The sequence below is a fragment of the Vibrio sp. SCSIO 43140 genome (assembly GCF_023716585.1).
Taxonomy (GTDB): Bacteria; Pseudomonadota; Gammaproteobacteria; order Enterobacterales; family Vibrionaceae; genus Vibrio; species Vibrio maritimus_B.
On the sequence record NZ_CP071850.1, the window covers coordinates 1942410 to 1956987 of the forward strand.

The 14578-nt window shown below is 41.3% G+C and carries 25 protein-coding genes; 3 read left to right on the forward strand and 22 right to left on the reverse strand.

Going from position 1 to position 14578, the window contains the following annotated elements; genetic code table 11:
- Nucleotides 1–5 precede the first annotated feature (5 nt).
- Both J4N45_RS08985 and J4N45_RS08990 read right to left on the reverse strand, forming a co-directional pair.
- A complete protein-coding gene (locus tag J4N45_RS08985; RefSeq protein ID WP_252014598.1) occupies nucleotides 6–398 on the reverse strand; it encodes a VOC family protein in 393 nt (130 codons plus the stop codon).
- Between the two features lie 34 nt (nucleotides 399–432).
- Nucleotides 433–1017 carry a hypothetical protein gene (locus tag J4N45_RS08990; RefSeq protein WP_252014599.1) on the reverse strand — a complete coding sequence of 195 codons (585 nt, stop codon included), beginning with the start codon at nucleotides 1015–1017 and terminating at the stop codon, nucleotides 433–435.
- A gap of 170 nt (nucleotides 1018–1187) precedes the next feature.
- Between J4N45_RS08990 and J4N45_RS08995 the strand changes: the two genes are divergently transcribed.
- Complete coding sequence (locus tag J4N45_RS08995) at nucleotides 1188–1511, forward strand: hypothetical protein (RefSeq protein WP_252014600.1); 324 nt, start codon at nucleotides 1188–1190, stop codon at nucleotides 1509–1511.
- 17 nt (nucleotides 1512–1528) lie between these two features.
- Here J4N45_RS08995 and J4N45_RS09000 read toward each other — a convergent pair whose 3' ends face one another.
- The 16 genes from J4N45_RS09000 to J4N45_RS09080 form a co-directional block, all read right to left on the reverse strand.
- On the reverse strand, nucleotides 1529–1948 hold the full coding sequence (locus J4N45_RS09000; RefSeq protein ID WP_252014601.1) for a GFA family protein: 420 nt from the start codon (nucleotides 1946–1948) through the stop codon (nucleotides 1529–1531).
- An 87-nt stretch (nucleotides 1949–2035) separates the two neighbouring features.
- Nucleotides 2036–2497: a GNAT family N-acetyltransferase gene (locus J4N45_RS09005; protein ID WP_252014602.1), complete on the reverse strand. Its 462-nt coding sequence runs from the start codon at nucleotides 2495–2497 to the stop codon at nucleotides 2036–2038.
- A 26-nt stretch (nucleotides 2498–2523) separates the two neighbouring features.
- Nucleotides 2524–2970 carry a GNAT family N-acetyltransferase gene (locus J4N45_RS09010; protein WP_252014603.1) on the reverse strand — a complete coding sequence of 149 codons (447 nt, stop codon included), beginning with the start codon at nucleotides 2968–2970 and terminating at the stop codon, nucleotides 2524–2526.
- 42 nt (nucleotides 2971–3012) lie between these two features.
- Nucleotides 3013–3258: a Rho-binding antiterminator gene (locus J4N45_RS09015; RefSeq protein ID WP_252014604.1), complete on the reverse strand. Its 246-nt coding sequence runs from the start codon at nucleotides 3256–3258 to the stop codon at nucleotides 3013–3015.
- A 75-nt stretch (nucleotides 3259–3333) separates the two neighbouring features.
- A complete protein-coding gene (locus J4N45_RS09020) occupies nucleotides 3334–3696 on the reverse strand; it encodes a hypothetical protein (RefSeq protein ID WP_252014605.1) in 363 nt (120 codons plus the stop codon).
- Nucleotides 3697–4061: 365 nt separating this feature from the next.
- Nucleotides 4062–4517 carry a DUF3291 domain-containing protein gene (locus J4N45_RS09025; protein ID WP_252014606.1) on the reverse strand — a complete coding sequence of 152 codons (456 nt, stop codon included), beginning with the start codon at nucleotides 4515–4517 and terminating at the stop codon, nucleotides 4062–4064.
- Between the two features lie 57 nt (nucleotides 4518–4574).
- Nucleotides 4575–5171 (reverse strand): DJ-1/PfpI family protein, encoded by a 597-nt coding sequence (locus J4N45_RS09030; RefSeq protein ID WP_252014607.1) that lies wholly within the window; start codon nucleotides 5169–5171, stop codon nucleotides 4575–4577.
- Between the two features lie 8 nt (nucleotides 5172–5179).
- Complete coding sequence (locus J4N45_RS09035) at nucleotides 5180–5629, reverse strand: GNAT family N-acetyltransferase (RefSeq protein ID WP_252014608.1); 450 nt, start codon at nucleotides 5627–5629, stop codon at nucleotides 5180–5182.
- A 26-nt stretch (nucleotides 5630–5655) separates the two neighbouring features.
- Nucleotides 5656–6090, reverse strand: a complete 435-nt coding sequence (locus J4N45_RS09040; RefSeq protein WP_252014609.1) for a GNAT family N-acetyltransferase — start codon at nucleotides 6088–6090, stop codon at nucleotides 5656–5658.
- A 45-nt stretch (nucleotides 6091–6135) separates the two neighbouring features.
- A complete protein-coding gene (locus J4N45_RS09045; RefSeq protein ID WP_503056882.1) occupies nucleotides 6136–6522 on the reverse strand; it encodes an RDD family protein in 387 nt (128 codons plus the stop codon).
- A gap of 207 nt (nucleotides 6523–6729) precedes the next feature.
- The gene (locus tag J4N45_RS09050; protein ID WP_252014611.1) at nucleotides 6730–7326 is read right to left on the reverse strand and encodes a class I SAM-dependent methyltransferase; all 597 of its coding nucleotides are present in this window, start codon (nucleotides 7324–7326) and stop codon (nucleotides 6730–6732) included.
- 104 nt (nucleotides 7327–7430) lie between these two features.
- Nucleotides 7431–7781 carry a hypothetical protein gene (locus J4N45_RS09055; protein WP_252014612.1) on the reverse strand — a complete coding sequence of 117 codons (351 nt, stop codon included), beginning with the start codon at nucleotides 7779–7781 and terminating at the stop codon, nucleotides 7431–7433.
- A gap of 131 nt (nucleotides 7782–7912) precedes the next feature.
- Entirely contained in the window at nucleotides 7913–8446 is a 534-nt protein-coding gene (locus J4N45_RS09060; protein WP_252014613.1) for a DUF6817 domain-containing protein, read from the reverse strand.
- A 141-nt stretch (nucleotides 8447–8587) separates the two neighbouring features.
- Nucleotides 8588–8881 carry a GNAT family N-acetyltransferase gene (locus J4N45_RS09070; RefSeq protein ID WP_252014614.1) on the reverse strand — a complete coding sequence of 98 codons (294 nt, stop codon included), beginning with the start codon at nucleotides 8879–8881 and terminating at the stop codon, nucleotides 8588–8590.
- Between the two features lie 292 nt (nucleotides 8882–9173).
- Nucleotides 9174–9671, reverse strand: coding sequence for a hypothetical protein (locus J4N45_RS09075; RefSeq protein WP_252014615.1), 498 nt, complete (start codon nucleotides 9669–9671; stop codon nucleotides 9174–9176).
- A gap of 114 nt (nucleotides 9672–9785) precedes the next feature.
- Complete coding sequence (locus tag J4N45_RS09080; protein ID WP_252014616.1) at nucleotides 9786–10301, reverse strand: DUF6933 domain-containing protein; 516 nt, start codon at nucleotides 10299–10301, stop codon at nucleotides 9786–9788.
- A gap of 209 nt (nucleotides 10302–10510) precedes the next feature.
- Between J4N45_RS09080 and J4N45_RS09085 the strand changes: the two genes are divergently transcribed.
- Together J4N45_RS09085 and J4N45_RS09090 are read left to right on the forward strand one after the other, a co-directional pair.
- Nucleotides 10511–10795 carry a type II toxin-antitoxin system TacA family antitoxin gene (locus J4N45_RS09085; protein WP_252014617.1) on the forward strand — a complete coding sequence of 95 codons (285 nt, stop codon included), beginning with the start codon at nucleotides 10511–10513 and terminating at the stop codon, nucleotides 10793–10795.
- Nucleotides 10792–11070: a type II toxin-antitoxin system RelE/ParE family toxin gene (locus J4N45_RS09090; protein WP_252014618.1), complete on the forward strand. Its 279-nt coding sequence runs from the start codon at nucleotides 10792–10794 to the stop codon at nucleotides 11068–11070. Before J4N45_RS09085 ends, J4N45_RS09090 begins: the two co-directional genes overlap by 4 nt.
- 137 nt (nucleotides 11071–11207) lie before the next feature.
- Here the strand turns inward: J4N45_RS09090 and J4N45_RS09095 are convergent, their stop codons facing one another.
- The 4 genes from J4N45_RS09095 to J4N45_RS09110 form a co-directional block, all read right to left on the reverse strand.
- Nucleotides 11208–11837 carry a hypothetical protein gene (locus J4N45_RS09095; RefSeq protein ID WP_252014619.1) on the reverse strand — a complete coding sequence of 210 codons (630 nt, stop codon included), beginning with the start codon at nucleotides 11835–11837 and terminating at the stop codon, nucleotides 11208–11210.
- Between the two features lie 114 nt (nucleotides 11838–11951).
- On the reverse strand, nucleotides 11952–12722 hold the full coding sequence (locus J4N45_RS09100; RefSeq protein WP_252014620.1) for a carbon-nitrogen hydrolase family protein: 771 nt from the start codon (nucleotides 12720–12722) through the stop codon (nucleotides 11952–11954).
- 113 nt (nucleotides 12723–12835) lie between these two features.
- A complete protein-coding gene (locus tag J4N45_RS09105) occupies nucleotides 12836–13369 on the reverse strand; it encodes a GNAT family N-acetyltransferase (RefSeq protein ID WP_286036902.1) in 534 nt (177 codons plus the stop codon).
- Nucleotides 13370–13527: 158 nt separating this feature from the next.
- Nucleotides 13528–14520 (reverse strand): hypothetical protein, encoded by a 993-nt coding sequence (locus J4N45_RS09110; RefSeq protein ID WP_252014621.1) that lies wholly within the window; start codon nucleotides 14518–14520, stop codon nucleotides 13528–13530.
- Between the last annotated feature and the right edge of the window lie 58 nt (nucleotides 14521–14578).

A 14578-nucleotide genomic window follows, 5' to 3' on the forward strand; every position in this document is an offset into this window, starting at 1 on the left:
CCAAACTACTTTGATTCGGTGTCATTCAGCTTCCAAGGTGGATTTAACCGATTCTCACCAGCCCAGTACAGTTTGATCAGATTACCTGAGGGGTCCTGTAACGTTGCTTCTCTCCACAGATACGGCTGCATAGTCGGCTCCTTGATAAACGCTATGCCTTTATCTTTCATATTGCCAACCAAATCGTCTAACTCTTCATGCTCAAAATAAACCACTCCTCGACATTCTAGCCCCTGCTTATCTTTATCAAGGTAGATAGAAAACGTCGCATCACCATCCGGAAAGGAGAAACGCGCGTAATGTGAGTCTGCGACAATCTGCTTTAATCCTAATTTACTATAAAACTCTACAGCAGCATCGATATCGTGTACCGCTAAAGTCACTTGATTTAGATTCATCGACATTCCTTTTTATCATTGGCATTAAAGCCTATTAATAGAGAGCTTTAAGCTGACTAACTAAAGCTCTCACCACTCTCTCTTCATCCGTAGAGAGCTCAGTGACAGCTCGCAAAGACGCCCATATAACTTCCTCCTGTCGCTCCCACGAATATCGTTCTTGCGATTTAAAGCTCTTCTTGCGATTCGCTCTAAACAACATAATATTCAGGTTATCAGGATGAATCGCTTCTATCCCGTGCTCTCGGATACTTTTAGCATGATCTACGTCGAAAAGATTGTGAAAGTCTGCAACGCTCGACAGTGAACTTGAGATCCGCCAAAATTCGTCATAACGAAACTTATCAAAGGTCGACAACCGCTCCTCACCTTCCGCTTCAATCGTGCTTCGGTTGTAGCCGTCACACTCTTCCTCCGACAACTCGCTGCTCAGCACGATCTCTGGAAAGTGTTTAGCTATCCACTTGTTCATAATCCGAACCTCGCGACTATCTCCAACGAGCTTAATATCCGTCAGTTGCTCGTAGTTCTGCTTGTAGCTATTTCGATACATCGCGTAGTTAAGTTCAAGTGCCCCCTGAAACTCACCTTTCTCAATCACATCAACGATATTTAGCACTCATTCACCCACAAAGAATTATAAGGAACATCATTCTATATAATTCTTGCGGTAAGTTCATCAATAAATAGGTGAGTAAAAAGCTTTGAACCTAGGTTCATTAATCTTTGATAGTAGATGAGATGAATGTGTTGCTATCCTCATCGCTTATCTCGCAAAGCAGGCCCACTATGATTCCAATCTCTCAAGTCTTACCGTTAGTCGACAGACAACTTGGACGCCTTCAAATCGGCGATAAGGTTCAGTTCAAGACATTTAAAAAAGACCGTGGCTTTTTGATTTGCAGGGTTGATTTGGACGTTTTTCAACTGATTGAAACAGGTTTTAACGAATGGATTGCGACCGGAGATGCCGCAAGAATCAGAAGGTATGCTAAGAAAGCGCTAAGAAGAGAATTTCCTCGGAGTAAAAAAGCCTGGGTGACCTACCACAGTGAAGCCTTAAATGTTAACGAGGTGGATGAAAGCGGCAGTTGGCAAATGATGCTGTTTTAGCGCGTAAACTACTACGTCTATTCCTCACTGACCGTCTTAAACCCTTTATACTCTGGGGCTGAAATACCTTCTTTAAACCACTTAGTCTTCTCTGCACTAAAGATTTGGCCAGTGGGCGATAATGTGGGTGCGCTATCAAGGCTCCCCACTGGCACAACAAGATCGGTACCATTCTGGGATTCATGGGGTAAACCTGAACCACAACGAGAGCAGAATACCTTGGAAAAACTGCCTTCTGGGTGGTCGAAACGCACAACTAAAGCCTCTCCCTTTAACCAAGTTAAGTTGTGCTTATCCGTAATCGCGTTGGAGGCATGAGACGACCCCGTCACTTTTCGACATTGCTCGCAGTAGCAAAAATAGAAGTTCTCGAATCTATCTTCTAACTCAAACTCCACAGAGCCACATAAGCATCTACCTTTGATAGTCATAGGCATCGTCTTTCCCTTCTCATTACATTTGATAACTAGTCGCTATTTCGCGCCGAGCAACTGCTTCAACGCCAGTAAGTCTGCACTAAGATACTAAATTTCACGAACCATCTGTGCATAGCCACTTTCGGCAACTTCATACGTTCTAAAACCATATTTCTCATACAGCTTGATTGCAGACGTATTTTTTGGGTGAACACCGAGTCTCAGCCCCGACGGAGTAGATTTGATAAGTTGCTCCATTAGCGCAGACGCAATCCCCTGTCCTCGATAGTTCGGATGAATCGCTATCGCGACTTCCGGGTAATCAGAGTAGGCTTTCGTTTGACTGGACTTGTAGCGTGCCTGCACGATGCTCATTGGCGTTGAATCTGGAGACATTGCAAAGAAACCAATATCACCCTCCCTACCCCAGTTTTCATAATATGCTTTGATATGCGGAAGCTCTAATACCTCTGGACTATGGTCTGCTTCGTCGTCTGGTGTCCATAATGCAATAAGAAGCAGTTCTTTTTGAAGCTGTATATTTCCAGCTTTTATCTCGCTAAATGTCATGTCATCCTCTATGACAGGTGAGGTGTCTAAAACCGCACCAAACGCATTGGCACAAATCGAATACCATTAAACTCAGTCTCTTCGCCTATTCGGTTAAACCCATAGTTTTCGTAGAAGCTTGCCGCATTAATCGAAGAGCGCAGATCAATTTCAGACTCTGTTGAAGTCTCTAAAAGACGAGTAAGCAAGGCTTTGCCTATACCTTTACCTTGGCAATGTTTAGATATGAAAAGGTGAGTAAGATAGTTACCGTTACGAAGCGCTCCGTAACCGACAATTTCCTTATCAATGACAACTTTGAGTGTACAGAAAGCTGTCGTATCCAACGTAGTCTCAATATCGCTAAGTACTCTTGTAGTAAACTCAGTTTGTCCTTGTATGCTTAACAATGGCAAAACATCACAGCTTGCCACTTGTTTCACTAAGGAAACAATACTACTTAAATCCTTTTTGGTGGCTGTATCGACTATCATAGTCCTCTTAACCCCTTCCTGGCACGGCGCTACGCGTTAGTGCTACAGAAACGTAACCTCAGTAAAATGTGGATTTTTCACACTAACTGTAAGTTTAGAGATGTCCTCAAGAATAACTAGCAGTTTGGTTTCGTCGACCTTCATCTCGATACATTCTTGCTTTTGGTCGTTGCGCTTTGTATCCAAGGCAACACCGTTAATTCGCTCTCCAGATTTCATCGTTAATTCTATTGGATAGTGATATAAGCAAACTATTTCAATGTAATCATATTGTTCACAGCTAATCATAGATTTCACCAAACTTGTCATCCGAATTACACATAAATGTACTGAACCATGAATACTCTATGCTTCATCGCCATCTTATGAGCACTTAGTCAACATAAACTGCCAGTCACACTCCGTTACCCAGTCCTCGTAAACCTTTACTCTATGGTAGCCATAACGCGTTAAAGACGTAACACGAATATACGGTTTACCAAGAATCGACTTTTGACATCTTAATGCCGCAGAAATACCAAACAAATACACATCGGTCGTATCGACAGTAAGGTTACTTTCACTTTTTCGCATAATGGCTATGTATTGAAATACCGCGCCGACGATCACACCACCATAAGTGAACGCACTTTGCTCCAAAGAAAAAACAAACTGTAATGCTAGTAGTACTGCTATTCCCACAATCACTGAAGACTTACAGGCATCTAGTGCATGGGGATGCTTCAACGCTTCATAGAACCTCCTGTTTCATTGTTCTATAGAAGGCTAAAATTGAAATCCGTAACTCAAACACGATGCGAGTCTGTTCACATTGTCTACTGCACATAATGAATAACTAGGTGCTCGCCCTAAAGAGGAATCATCCATTCATCTATTGATAAACGAAAGACGGCTTTTAGTCACATAGACTACACGAACACTATTTATTGTTTTGCTTGCCCAGTAAATACTCGTTGTATTTTTTAGAGACCCATTGATGAATATGTAATCCTGTTTTACGAACGAGATACCAATCTACTGCCGCTAGAATTACTAATCCAACTATTGTTCCCATCAGAAATCCTCCAAAGCCATAGTTTTAATAGGAAATATTAATCCAACACTTTTACATCATCAGGCGTATAGTTACTTTTAAATGTAAACGCATAAGCGCTATCACCATTCTTACGCAGGTGCTCCAATCGCTCTAGAGCCTCTTCTGTGGTGGGAATATGGTCATCACTGACCCACCAAAGAACATAACTGTCTTCATCAAGACGATGGAACCATTCGCTCTTACGTCGCATAAAGTCTCTATGATGAGTTCTGAACATAAAGTTTTTCAACGTATCTACGGATTCCCAAACGGACATGTTGACAATCATGTTTGGGTCATCAAAGAGCTGGATACTGGTCGCATCACCACTTTCATCTTTTAAGCGCCAAACAAAGCCGTCACTTTCTTCCGCTATGCCATTGACCAAGTCTAAATTATCAACAAAATCTTTGATTTCCGGTGCGTCCAATGGGTATTTGGACAATGCTATGTTTAATTGTGCTAACTTCATCGATTCCCTTCCGTTGGTAAAACTCTGAATGCATATAGTGCTGTGCTAGACGGTGTTCTAAATGTAAGCTGATATCACAGACATACAATGATCGAGTGACGCTTCTTTTTCACCTACCGGTGCAACATAGTGGATGGCTGCCATTGCATCTTCTTTGCTGGCCAACTTACAGATAGTCCACGCAGCTAAGTACGTTGACGATAAACAACCACCCGATGTCGCGATATTCCCGCTGGCATACAATGGTTGGTCAAGAACGTCGATCCCTAACTCCTGCACCCAAGGTTTCGTCGTTAAGTCAGTGCAAGCGGGCACATCGTTTAGCAGTCCTAACGCAGATAAGAGTAGCGTTCCTGAGCACTGCGCCCCTATCACCTGATTTGACGAATCTAAGGAAAATCGCGATAAAATCGCTTCATCCCGAGCTATTTGTCTTGTTAGCATTCCGCTGCCAAAAAGTACTGCGTCAGCTTTGTTAGCGAACTCTAGTGGTTGCTGAGCAACAATCTCAAGACCATTCATTGACGTCACCGACTTTGTCGGGCAGGTTATCTGAACATTCCAGCCTTGGTCTTTCATGCGATTTAAAATTGCCGATGCGATAAACGAATCTAGTTCATTAAATCCATCAAATGTTACAACCGCTATATCCATATTGTCTCCTAGTTACATAAGGCCTTGCCTAAACAGATCGATCTATCCGTATGCACATACTTTCCATATGCCTCGATCTCACTGTAACCATGTCGTTTGTAGAATTTGATTGCTAGCCTATTTACTCTTCGTGTCGATAGCACCGCACGCTCATAACCTTTTTGGAGAGCATAAGATTCAAGCTGTGAAATCAGATAACTACCTGCGCCTTTTACTTTGGAGAACATACGCTTTAGTTCACATGAGCCATTTTGATGTTTTCTGAATAGCCCACAAGCTACCGCTATATCTTGGTCATAAATCACTATACATCCATCCGTACTAGGACAGAACTCGTCACGAACAAATGAACTTTCACCAGTGTCGGTCGTGATCGCTTTTAGAGTGGCATTTAGCTCTTGCACCAGCGCTGAAAACTCTTTACATCCGGGGTCGGTAATTTTGTACTTTAGGTGCATTGGACTCTCCAACCATGTACCGCCGTTTATGTGAGTACTAATTGATAGCGCATTTCGATGAGTTGATGCTCTCCAACTATCTCTACTTCTTGGATAAACTCAAATCCAAGTCTTTCATAATAACCACGCAAATAGCTATGGGCATGAATTTCTATAGAGCTCACTCCTTGCTCTTTGGCATACTCAATTAACTTGTTAACTACAATGGAGGCAATACCGCGACCTCGATAAGCTTCAAGGACAGCAACTCTTGCCATAACTGAAGAACCATCACCATGGATAACTAAACGCGCCGTCGCTACAGCTTGATCCGTCTCTGTAACAAGAACATGTTCCGCAACACTATCTAAGCCATCAAAGTCCAATTCATTCGGAATACTTTGCTCCACCGTGAATACCTGATAACGAATAGCCTGAGCCTTTTCGATGAGTTCAATAGACTTTCCAATTGTTATTTCCATTTCCATTCCCATTTCCATGTCAGCACATAACATCATGCTAGAACACTAGTCCGCTTGACTAAAATCTAACTCTTTTGGTTTTGATACATCAATAACTTTACTCTTCGCTATAAGATCATGCAGACAACGGCGATCTTTACGGAAAATGAACAATATATCAATCAACGGTAGAAAAGGAACTAGCCCCATTAGAAGTGTTGGGCACCATCGTTTTAGTACGATTCCCTTGAATCCCATACGCTGGTTATCTATGCCCACAATAGAAATTTCGAAAACGTTCTTTCCTATCGTTTGCCCATGCTTGTGTAAGAGATAACCATTAAGAATTAGATAACAGGTGGCAAAATACAAAATGTCGAGAAAATAATTATTAGATTGATAAAACACCCTCTCCAGTTGCTCGACAAAAACTATTGGCAAGTAGGCTATCATGATCACCAAAACATCAATAAATGCTGCCCAGAACCGAGACCAACGACTTGCCAAAACTACTTCAATTTCCTTGCTTCCTTGCACTAACTTCTCCTTGTTATCTGTATCCAATAAGTTTTCTAATGTCGCACTTAAGTGTGAACAACGCGTGGCTAAACTTGAGCGATGCGAAAGTGCCAAGCGTTGCAAATCTGCTTCTACTGTGTGCTATGTACGTTTCACCGCGACCACGGAATATGTGTGCCAATGCTTCATTCTTCCCAATGAAGTTTTCGCTTCTTCATCACGTTCAAAGAACATGACTATTTCAAAACCTGAGAGCAAAGCTTTTACCTCTGATTCCGATAAAGGTGTTGTTGGGTTGCGATAGTTGTTAGCCCAACTGTCTTTGAAACCCATAAAATCACCAGCAAACACCCCACCGATTTCAATTGAAGATTTAATCTTGTTCCATGTCGCTTCAAATTGCTTTGGGTCTGCGAAGAACAAGCTTGAGTTTGCGATTACTACTCCAGATTTTGGGTAGTCGAATGTCTCAAACGAAGACTCAGTAATATCCACTAATGACTTTGACCCAAACCTGTCTCTACAAATAGCGACCGAGTCAGGGTTAATATCGAAGCCATGAACGTTAAAGCCTTGCCGCTCTAAATACTCGATATCACTGCCTGTTCCACAACCACAGTCTATGGCGACTTTGAGCTTTGATTCGTTGAGTTGGACGGCAAACTCAGTTCGTTTTGAATGCGGGCGAGCAAGTGCCTTCTCATAGTACTGGCGCCATATTTCAGAATTATCATCCATAAGCTTCTGATTTTCTATAAAAGTAAATAACACCCTGTTATGACCCTAGGGCAAGTGAACGCCAAGCGTTGCGTATCTGTTTAACTTAATTGCTCTGCTCGTATTCAAAGAAATTGAAGAATTAAACAAGCGATAAACGCTGGCAGCCCAGCTATGAAGAAGACTAAACCTGTCTGATAGTTCATTCGATAGTGCTTGCGCTCGTCTTTTTCGAAATCATGCCCTTCTACCATTTTGTAGACTTTATCTGTCCTGGGGTCATCTAACCGAGTCGTCTTACTATGGATACCACCTTCCCACATAAGCTTCGCCAAAACCCATATAACAATGACAACAAAGAAAAGAAAGTCGACCAACTGAGTAGTAGCAAAGAATGGAACAAACTGGGCTAGAACTATAACCACAAGAGCTGCTGAGAGATTAATAAGTACCACTTTTTTGAGTAGATCGAACAAATTTAACTCCTAGAGCACAAAGTCTTGTTAAGAAGCAGCTAGCAACCACGAAACGCAAGCAAAGCCAACTTAATCAACAAACTCAACCTACTCACAAGTGCAAAGCGTTAGCTGTCGACTTTAGCCATTTGTTATGCGAAATTCGACAATGCTGATTTGTACGCCTTCTTAGCCTCGGAACTTAAATAGCTGTCCATAGCTTGGAACAGTTCAAATAGCTCAGCACCATATTTGCGCTTGAACTCTTCACTTCCATAAACAAGCTCTAGCTCATTAGCGACCGTTAACTCACAAAACAATTTCACCGTTGCACTGTCGAGTTTGAATGTTGAACCAGTAAACCTGTCTTTAAATTGGATTTCTAGCTCTTTGCCAAATTGAGGGAATACATAGTCTCGATCACATGAGCAATACAAGTAAACCAATGCTTCTTCATCACTGCCAATAATTCTTGCTATTTCTTGACGCTGGCTCAACGACACCATACTTTCATCGAACCCCGCTGTTCCATAAGCAGCATGGAAAAGACCAGCGATTTGAAGTAACTCGCTACTACCCCAGTCTATTAGAACTTGTTCAGTGCCTTTTAGGTGCTCCTCCAATGAACCGTTTAGGTGCTGAAAGTCTCCTGCACCCATTTTCTGAAGCATTGAAAACTTATCCATAAATCTCAATTTCCTTTAGGTCGCATAACGCTATGTGAGGTGTGGGCAACATAATACCAAAGTCGCCACAAACTACCTTAGACACTAATCGCAACGCATAGTAAAAGTGCCAAACGTAGCGAATCGCTTTTAAACGGTTTGTTAAAGCTCTTTGTTTAGCACCATGATCTGATAATCAGAAAGAGAGAAGCCTGACTTTTCATAAGCTCGCTTAGCAACAGCATAATCCCGATGTACATATAGCCTCAATTCCAAACCGCCTTCGCGATGCATTTCTGACTCAACACATGAGATTAACTCACGCATTAACCCTTTACCTCTATAATCGGGTCTTAGGTACATACTTTGAATCCACCAATAATAGCCAGCATTCCAGTCGCTCCACTCTCTTACCGAGGAAACACTTCCTATTGGGGTATCATCTATATCTGTCATAACCCAGTAACTTGCGACGTTACGGTCACGAAGAGCGACCTCTATACCACGCGATAAAGTTTCAGGTATCTTGACAGCATTCTCTGCTTCACGTGCTTCTTCTGAAGTGAATTCAACTAAAATGGTAAGTCTCGAAGTTCTGCTTTTCGTATATTCAAAGTCTTTACTCTCCTGAACACTAACGTCTAGTTAGGTAGCAGCTAACGAGCACAACACCCAAGCAAAGCCACATAATCACTAAACTTAACCAAACCATAACCGCCAAGCGTTAGCTGTCTGCCTGAGCAATTTGCTAAGTTACTTTTTCGTATACAACCTTTGCTTTTGGCGCATGATAGTTTTTCCAATCGATAAGATGGTTACTCAACAATTTCTTAGCAGAGGCGTTTCTGTAAAAAATAACTAACTGTCCATCAGCGCAAAAATCAGTTACACCTGCGTGAGTTTCACAAAGGTATGAAATAATTGCAAAAAGCTCGAAGTCCCCGTTTGTAACATATACTGATTTTTCATCACAGGAACGATGTCGACAAGCACTGACAATATACGTATTGCCTCCTAGAGCTTTTACTAGATCGGGAGCACCACTAAAACCAGCCCTGACCTGCTCAGAGATTTTAGCGTCTGACCAAAAATACTCCTTACTCTTACTGCCAAAGTACTCATTTATATGCAGTTTGAAATTATCATCCCAAATCAGCTGATTTGCGTTTTTGAACTCTCTGATCTCGAATGTACTTGCACTAATGGGCAAAGAAAACAACACAATCATAAACAACAGAACACGCACAACTCTATCCTTGTAAATTGACACCTGCCATAGGGCGCTCCGCACCGTCAGCACCAAACCAACTGAACTTCAAACCAAAACTTTCGAGTATAACGCGTCACCTTGATGGCATTGTTATGTTGCAGAACCCAGTATTTCATGCAGAACGTCTACTGAGTATTTCCAGTCTAGATTCCGTTGAGGTGTTCTATTAATTTTCATCGTTATTTCGTTCAAATCACATACACCTAACCCACCGTCATAATGGATGAAATACTCGTAAGTTGCTAGCAAGTCATTCATGTTACCTAGGAGCTGTTTACTGTCTGTCTTAGTGTATTCGATTTGCTCTGGAGCATTTTCAAATGCTTGAAGTACTTCAGGAGATATGCCCTCAGATTTAAGTAAATAGTTAACTCCATTTTGAAATACTTTGCCTATGCCCTTATGGTCCTCTTTGCGGAGACCAACCAAGACAAACGACATTAGTGTTTTCTCTTCCATGAAAAGTAGACACTTACGTCTATTAGATGTAAACGTATTTACATACCAGTTTCCAAGAACAAAGCTCTCCTCTTTTACCTCAGACAGATTCGATGACTTTAGTCCTAAAACATCTTGAACTTTCTTTGTGCATCTTAATTGGTACATTTTTGCTAGAACCCTGAATTTTAAATACATTTTAGGACAATAGTTGAGACATTATCAATTGTAACGCTCCGTTAATTTGCACGAACCCGTTGCATACTCTTTGCGAAGCAAAAATGCGACGCGTTGAGTGTCAACTTGAACGGCTTGTTAGTTGCCCACCTTAAAGGCTAGTGCTAACATTTGTACACACACCATCAGAGGAATAGATCGTGGATACTAGAATTCAATTTCGTGTTGATGAAGAAACAAAGCGCTTAGCTCAACAAATGGCTGAGAGCCAAGGTCGCACTTTGAGTGACGCATGCCGAGAACTTACTGAGCAACTCGCTGAACAACAAAGAAAAAAATTATCTCACGATGCATGGCTAACTGAACAAGTAAACCTTGCATTTGAGAAGTTTGACTCAGGAAAATCCGTTTTCGTTGAGCACCAAAATGCTAAATCTCGAATGGAAGAGCGCAAAGCCAGAATCCGTAATCGAGGTAAGCAATGATTTTATGGGAAGAGGAGTCACTTAATGACCGTGAAAAGATCTTCGAGTTTCTCTATGCCTTTAACCCTGACGCGGCAGAGAAAACTGACAACCTCATTGAAGCAAAAGTAGAAAACTTGCTTGAACAACCTTTAATGGGTGTAAAACGAGATGGCATTCGCGGACTATTACTCATTATTCCTGAGATTTCGATGATTGTCTCTTACTGGGTCGAAGACGATATCATCCGAGTTATGCGTGTACTCCACCAGAAACAAAAATTCCCTACGGATTGATTGCTTCCTCTAGGGAACTAACGCCTTGTTTAGTTGCAGCTAACTACCACTACCCCCAAACAAAGCCACCGTAATCACTGAACTCAACCAAACCAAAAGTGCCGAGCGTTAGCTGTCGACTTGAGCAATTTTTTGAGTTAATCTTTCAACTTGGTTTTTAAGAAGTTAGACATATAGTAGAGCTTTTCACTACTTAATCCCCAGCCTAAACTTAACCTCTTATTGCCTTCCAATGATACAAGTGTGTGTTGTCTTGATTCGCTCTCTTTCACTCTATCTATAGTTTTCCAGTCAAACCTTCTATACCAGCCAACAGAACCTATTCCAATAAAAATAAGAGCCTTTCCATTTTCATTAGAAACATATGTTCTACCAAAAAGGCTCATTAGCGCAATACTTATTAAAACGATGCTACCGATAAGGAAAGGTAGCCCCCAGAGAGATAGACTCGGGTCAAATTCTCCATTTTCCAATTGCGTACCATAAATACCAGACAGCGAACCTCCAGCCCAAACAAGCGTAAAAGGAACTAGAAAAAGAGCCATTAAACTTCGATTTGAAGCTTCAATAGACCATTTGTAGCCATTGTCTGAAACTCGAACTCCTTTAATAGATTGAGTGGCATCAAAGTTACTACTCGGTATAGATTCTAATAATGAAGACAGAGATGTAAGACTCTCGCAGCTTACACAGTATGCTATATCTCTTGAAATATTTATATTTTCAGAGTTTATTTTTGTTTTACAGCTTGAACAATTTACTTCCATCTACGAATAGTACTCCTTAATACCTTAACGCCTTACTAAAGTACGGCTAAAACCACGAAACCCAAGCAAAGCCACCGTAATCACTAAACCCAATCGAATTAAAAATGCCAAAGGTTAGCGGTCACTCTTAAGCAATTTGTTATGTTTGGAAGCGCCCACCGTACTACCCGTGATAGTACAAAATACAAAGCATTCCTCTACGGACTCTGAACTCGTAACCAATTTGCCTTCACTATCCCATATAGAGTTATTGCCACAAACTAACCAACCACCCGTTGGTGAAATGTGATTACTTAGCAGAACAGGCATACCATTACTAGCAGCAATATCGGCGAGCAACCTAGCATCGGTAGAATAGCCTGCGTTCGAAATCAATGCACTCGCTAGATAAACGTCAGCACCCGACTGTTTAGCTCTTGTAACATGTTCAGGGCAAGAGAAATCAGCACAAATTGCCAACGCAATTTTATACCCTTTGATGGTGAGAAAATAATCTTCAGAGCCCGATGAACAATACTCATGTTCACCGTCATGTAGATACTGTTTTTCGTAAAATTCGACGTGTCCATCAGGATGGCAAATCACAGCGCCAATAGATGGTTTTAGGGTGTGACCAGAATCAAGCGGACAACCTACGATAACCGAAATGTTATGTTTAATCGCAGCTTGAGATAGTTGTGAGAAATTCGAAGGTTTTTTTCCTTGAGCTAACTTTCCTAGAGATTTTAACTCGTAGCCTGTCAATGACAACTCGGGAAACACTACCAAATCTGCACCAAGCGATGCAGACGCTTCTATAGCGACAAGGTGTTGATGGATATTTGCAGCAATATCCTCATTGAATACTGGAACTTGAGCCAAACTAATATTAACTGAAGATGCCAAGTGTTTTCCTTAAAACATAACGCCTTACTAGCCGGCGCTGACGGCTAAACTACCAAGCTCATATAACTTCAAACCAAAAGCGCCAAGCGTATGGCGTCCGTTTGAGTAACTTGTTATATGCCTGACCACTCATTTGAAAGAACTGACATTTGTACTTTGTCGAAGAACTCTCCATTGCGAAATCCTGATTGACGTTTAACACCTCCATGTTGGTAGCCAGCTTTCTCATATGCTCTGATTGCTGCTGGATTAACCGAAAATGCAGTTAGTTCAATGCGATGAAGCCCTAACGAGTTAAAACCGTAATCTGTTACAACCTTAGTCACCTCAGTACCGATTCCTTTGCCCCAATATGCTTTATCACCGATGAGTATGAAATACTCGCCACTGCGATTGAGGGAGCTGATCGAGCTAATGCCAGCATAACCAATAAGCTTATCTGATTCATTGCAGCAGACACCAAAAGAAACCGTTTTTGAAGAGTCATTAATCGTTGTAAGCCAACTTAAGATATCAGCCTTTGATTTTGGGTAAGCATAAGATGACAAGCTAAACTGTGTGACTTCCCTATCACAGGCCCATAAGTAAAATGCTTCAACATCTTCAATCCCAAGTGGTCTCAATCTAACTGCCCTTGATTCAATCAACTTTATTCCCTCTGAACTAAAATGGCATATAACGCCCAATTAAGGGGTGAACAACGCCACCACCCAACCTAACGCATTGTACCGTAAACACTAAATTTGCAGTAGAAGCAAAAGTGCCAAGCGTTGTGAATCCCTCTTAAATTGCTTGTTATGAAAATTCACCTTGAACCACTATAGTCGCAGTGTTCATCAACTAAGTTTTGTGGATGATTCCCTTTGCGAAGTTCATTACATAGGCGAGTGATTAACTGCACTACTGAATTATTGGTTTCTTCTACATTGTAAAAAAGACTCAAATGTTCTTTCTGTTCAACCCCTGCATAACCAACATATTGTTTGTCACCAACAACGGCATCTATCCCTAATATGATTGAATCAAGAGAGTAGTCGCTGGGGTTCTTATCGTTTTCGTACGTTGGCGGAACATTATAGAACTTGGCAGCCAACGGATTAAACACTGGTAAAAAGGTTTTTAAAATACCTTCAAGTACTTTTTCAACTGGGGCACCTTTGAGTTGTTCTTCCGTAAGGTTCATAGAGCTAGTTAAAAGATACAAATTATAGTCAGGGTAATAGGCTAGCTCACTAAAACAATATTTATCTGATTTGCTGCATTTTTCGATCTCAAATATTTCAAATTGGTTTAACAGGACTTTATTTGGAATGTCTAAGACGGATAGCTTCGTATCAATGAACAACGAATAGTTATTTCCTGATAACGAGGCGGTTTTATTGTACTCCCAAAATGAACGCTTGCTCTCGGATGCAGTTAGGGAGATTGAGTAAGAAATAGTTATTTTTCTATCAACAGGATTGTGAGAAATGAGTTTAGCGCTAAAGGAACTTGTAGCTTTTTCAGAGATTGAGTAAAGCTGTCCGCTTCTAAGCGCTTGCGCGCTGATGTTTTTGTTGTCGTCCATATCTGATTTAACTTCCCGCCCGGCTAATAGGTTGTCTATTGCACGAGAATTGAACGATAAGCTAGTACAATTAGATGAGTCTAGACATGACTTAATCGTTGATGCTGGATGGTAGTTCATAGAAACAGTGGAATTAGTATCATCAACTTGAAATTCAGCAGCATTTGACTGGACAGACGTAAAACCTAATAGCATTGAACTCAATACCGTCATCCATGGTAAATCTTTCATTAATGTATCCCAATTTTCATAACGCCTTGCTAAGTTGCAGCTAACTGCCACAACACTC

Coding starts and splice junctions, on each gene's coding strand:
- J4N45_RS09050 (WP_252014611.1), bottom strand. CDS start 7,326: ATGGATGATAATTCTGAAATATGGCGCCAGTACTATGAGAAGGCACTT.
- J4N45_RS08985 (WP_252014598.1), bottom strand. CDS start 398: ATGAATCTAAATCAAGTGACTTTAGCGGTACACGATATCGATGCTGCT.
- J4N45_RS09090 (WP_252014618.1), top strand. CDS start 10,792: ATGATTTTATGGGAAGAGGAGTCACTTAATGACCGTGAAAAGATCTTC.
- J4N45_RS09025 (WP_252014606.1), bottom strand. CDS start 4,517: ATGAAGTTAGCACAATTAAACATAGCATTGTCCAAATACCCATTGGAC.
- J4N45_RS09000 (WP_252014601.1), bottom strand. CDS start 1,948: ATGCCTATGACTATCAAAGGTAGATGCTTATGTGGCTCTGTGGAGTTT.
- J4N45_RS09005 (WP_252014602.1), bottom strand. CDS start 2,497: ATGACATTTAGCGAGATAAAAGCTGGAAATATACAGCTTCAAAAAGAA.
- J4N45_RS09070 (WP_252014614.1), bottom strand. CDS start 8,881: ATGACAGATATAGATGATACCCCAATAGGAAGTGTTTCCTCGGTAAGA.
- J4N45_RS09095 (WP_252014619.1), bottom strand. CDS start 11,837: ATGGAAGTAAATTGTTCAAGCTGTAAAACAAAAATAAACTCTGAAAAT.
- J4N45_RS09030 (WP_252014607.1), bottom strand. CDS start 5,171: ATGGATATAGCGGTTGTAACATTTGATGGATTTAATGAACTAGATTCG.
- J4N45_RS09060 (WP_252014613.1), bottom strand. CDS start 8,446: ATGGATAAGTTTTCAATGCTTCAGAAAATGGGTGCAGGAGACTTTCAG.
- J4N45_RS09045 (WP_503056882.1), bottom strand. CDS start 6,522: ATGATAGCCTACTTGCCAATAGTTTTTGTCGAGCAACTGGAGAGGGTG.
- J4N45_RS09010 (WP_252014603.1), bottom strand. CDS start 2,970: ATGATAGTCGATACAGCCACCAAAAAGGATTTAAGTAGTATTGTTTCC.
- J4N45_RS09110 (WP_252014621.1), bottom strand. CDS start 14,520: ATGAAAGATTTACCATGGATGACGGTATTGAGTTCAATGCTATTAGGT.
- J4N45_RS09035 (WP_252014608.1), bottom strand. CDS start 5,629: ATGCACCTAAAGTACAAAATTACCGACCCCGGATGTAAAGAGTTTTCA.
- J4N45_RS08995 (WP_252014600.1), top strand. CDS start 1,188: ATGATTCCAATCTCTCAAGTCTTACCGTTAGTCGACAGACAACTTGGA.
- J4N45_RS09080 (WP_252014616.1), bottom strand. CDS start 10,301: ATGTACCAATTAAGATGCACAAAGAAAGTTCAAGATGTTTTAGGACTA.
- J4N45_RS09015 (WP_252014604.1), bottom strand. CDS start 3,258: ATGATTAGCTGTGAACAATATGATTACATTGAAATAGTTTGCTTATAT.
- J4N45_RS09040 (WP_252014609.1), bottom strand. CDS start 6,090: ATGGAAATAACAATTGGAAAGTCTATTGAACTCATCGAAAAGGCTCAG.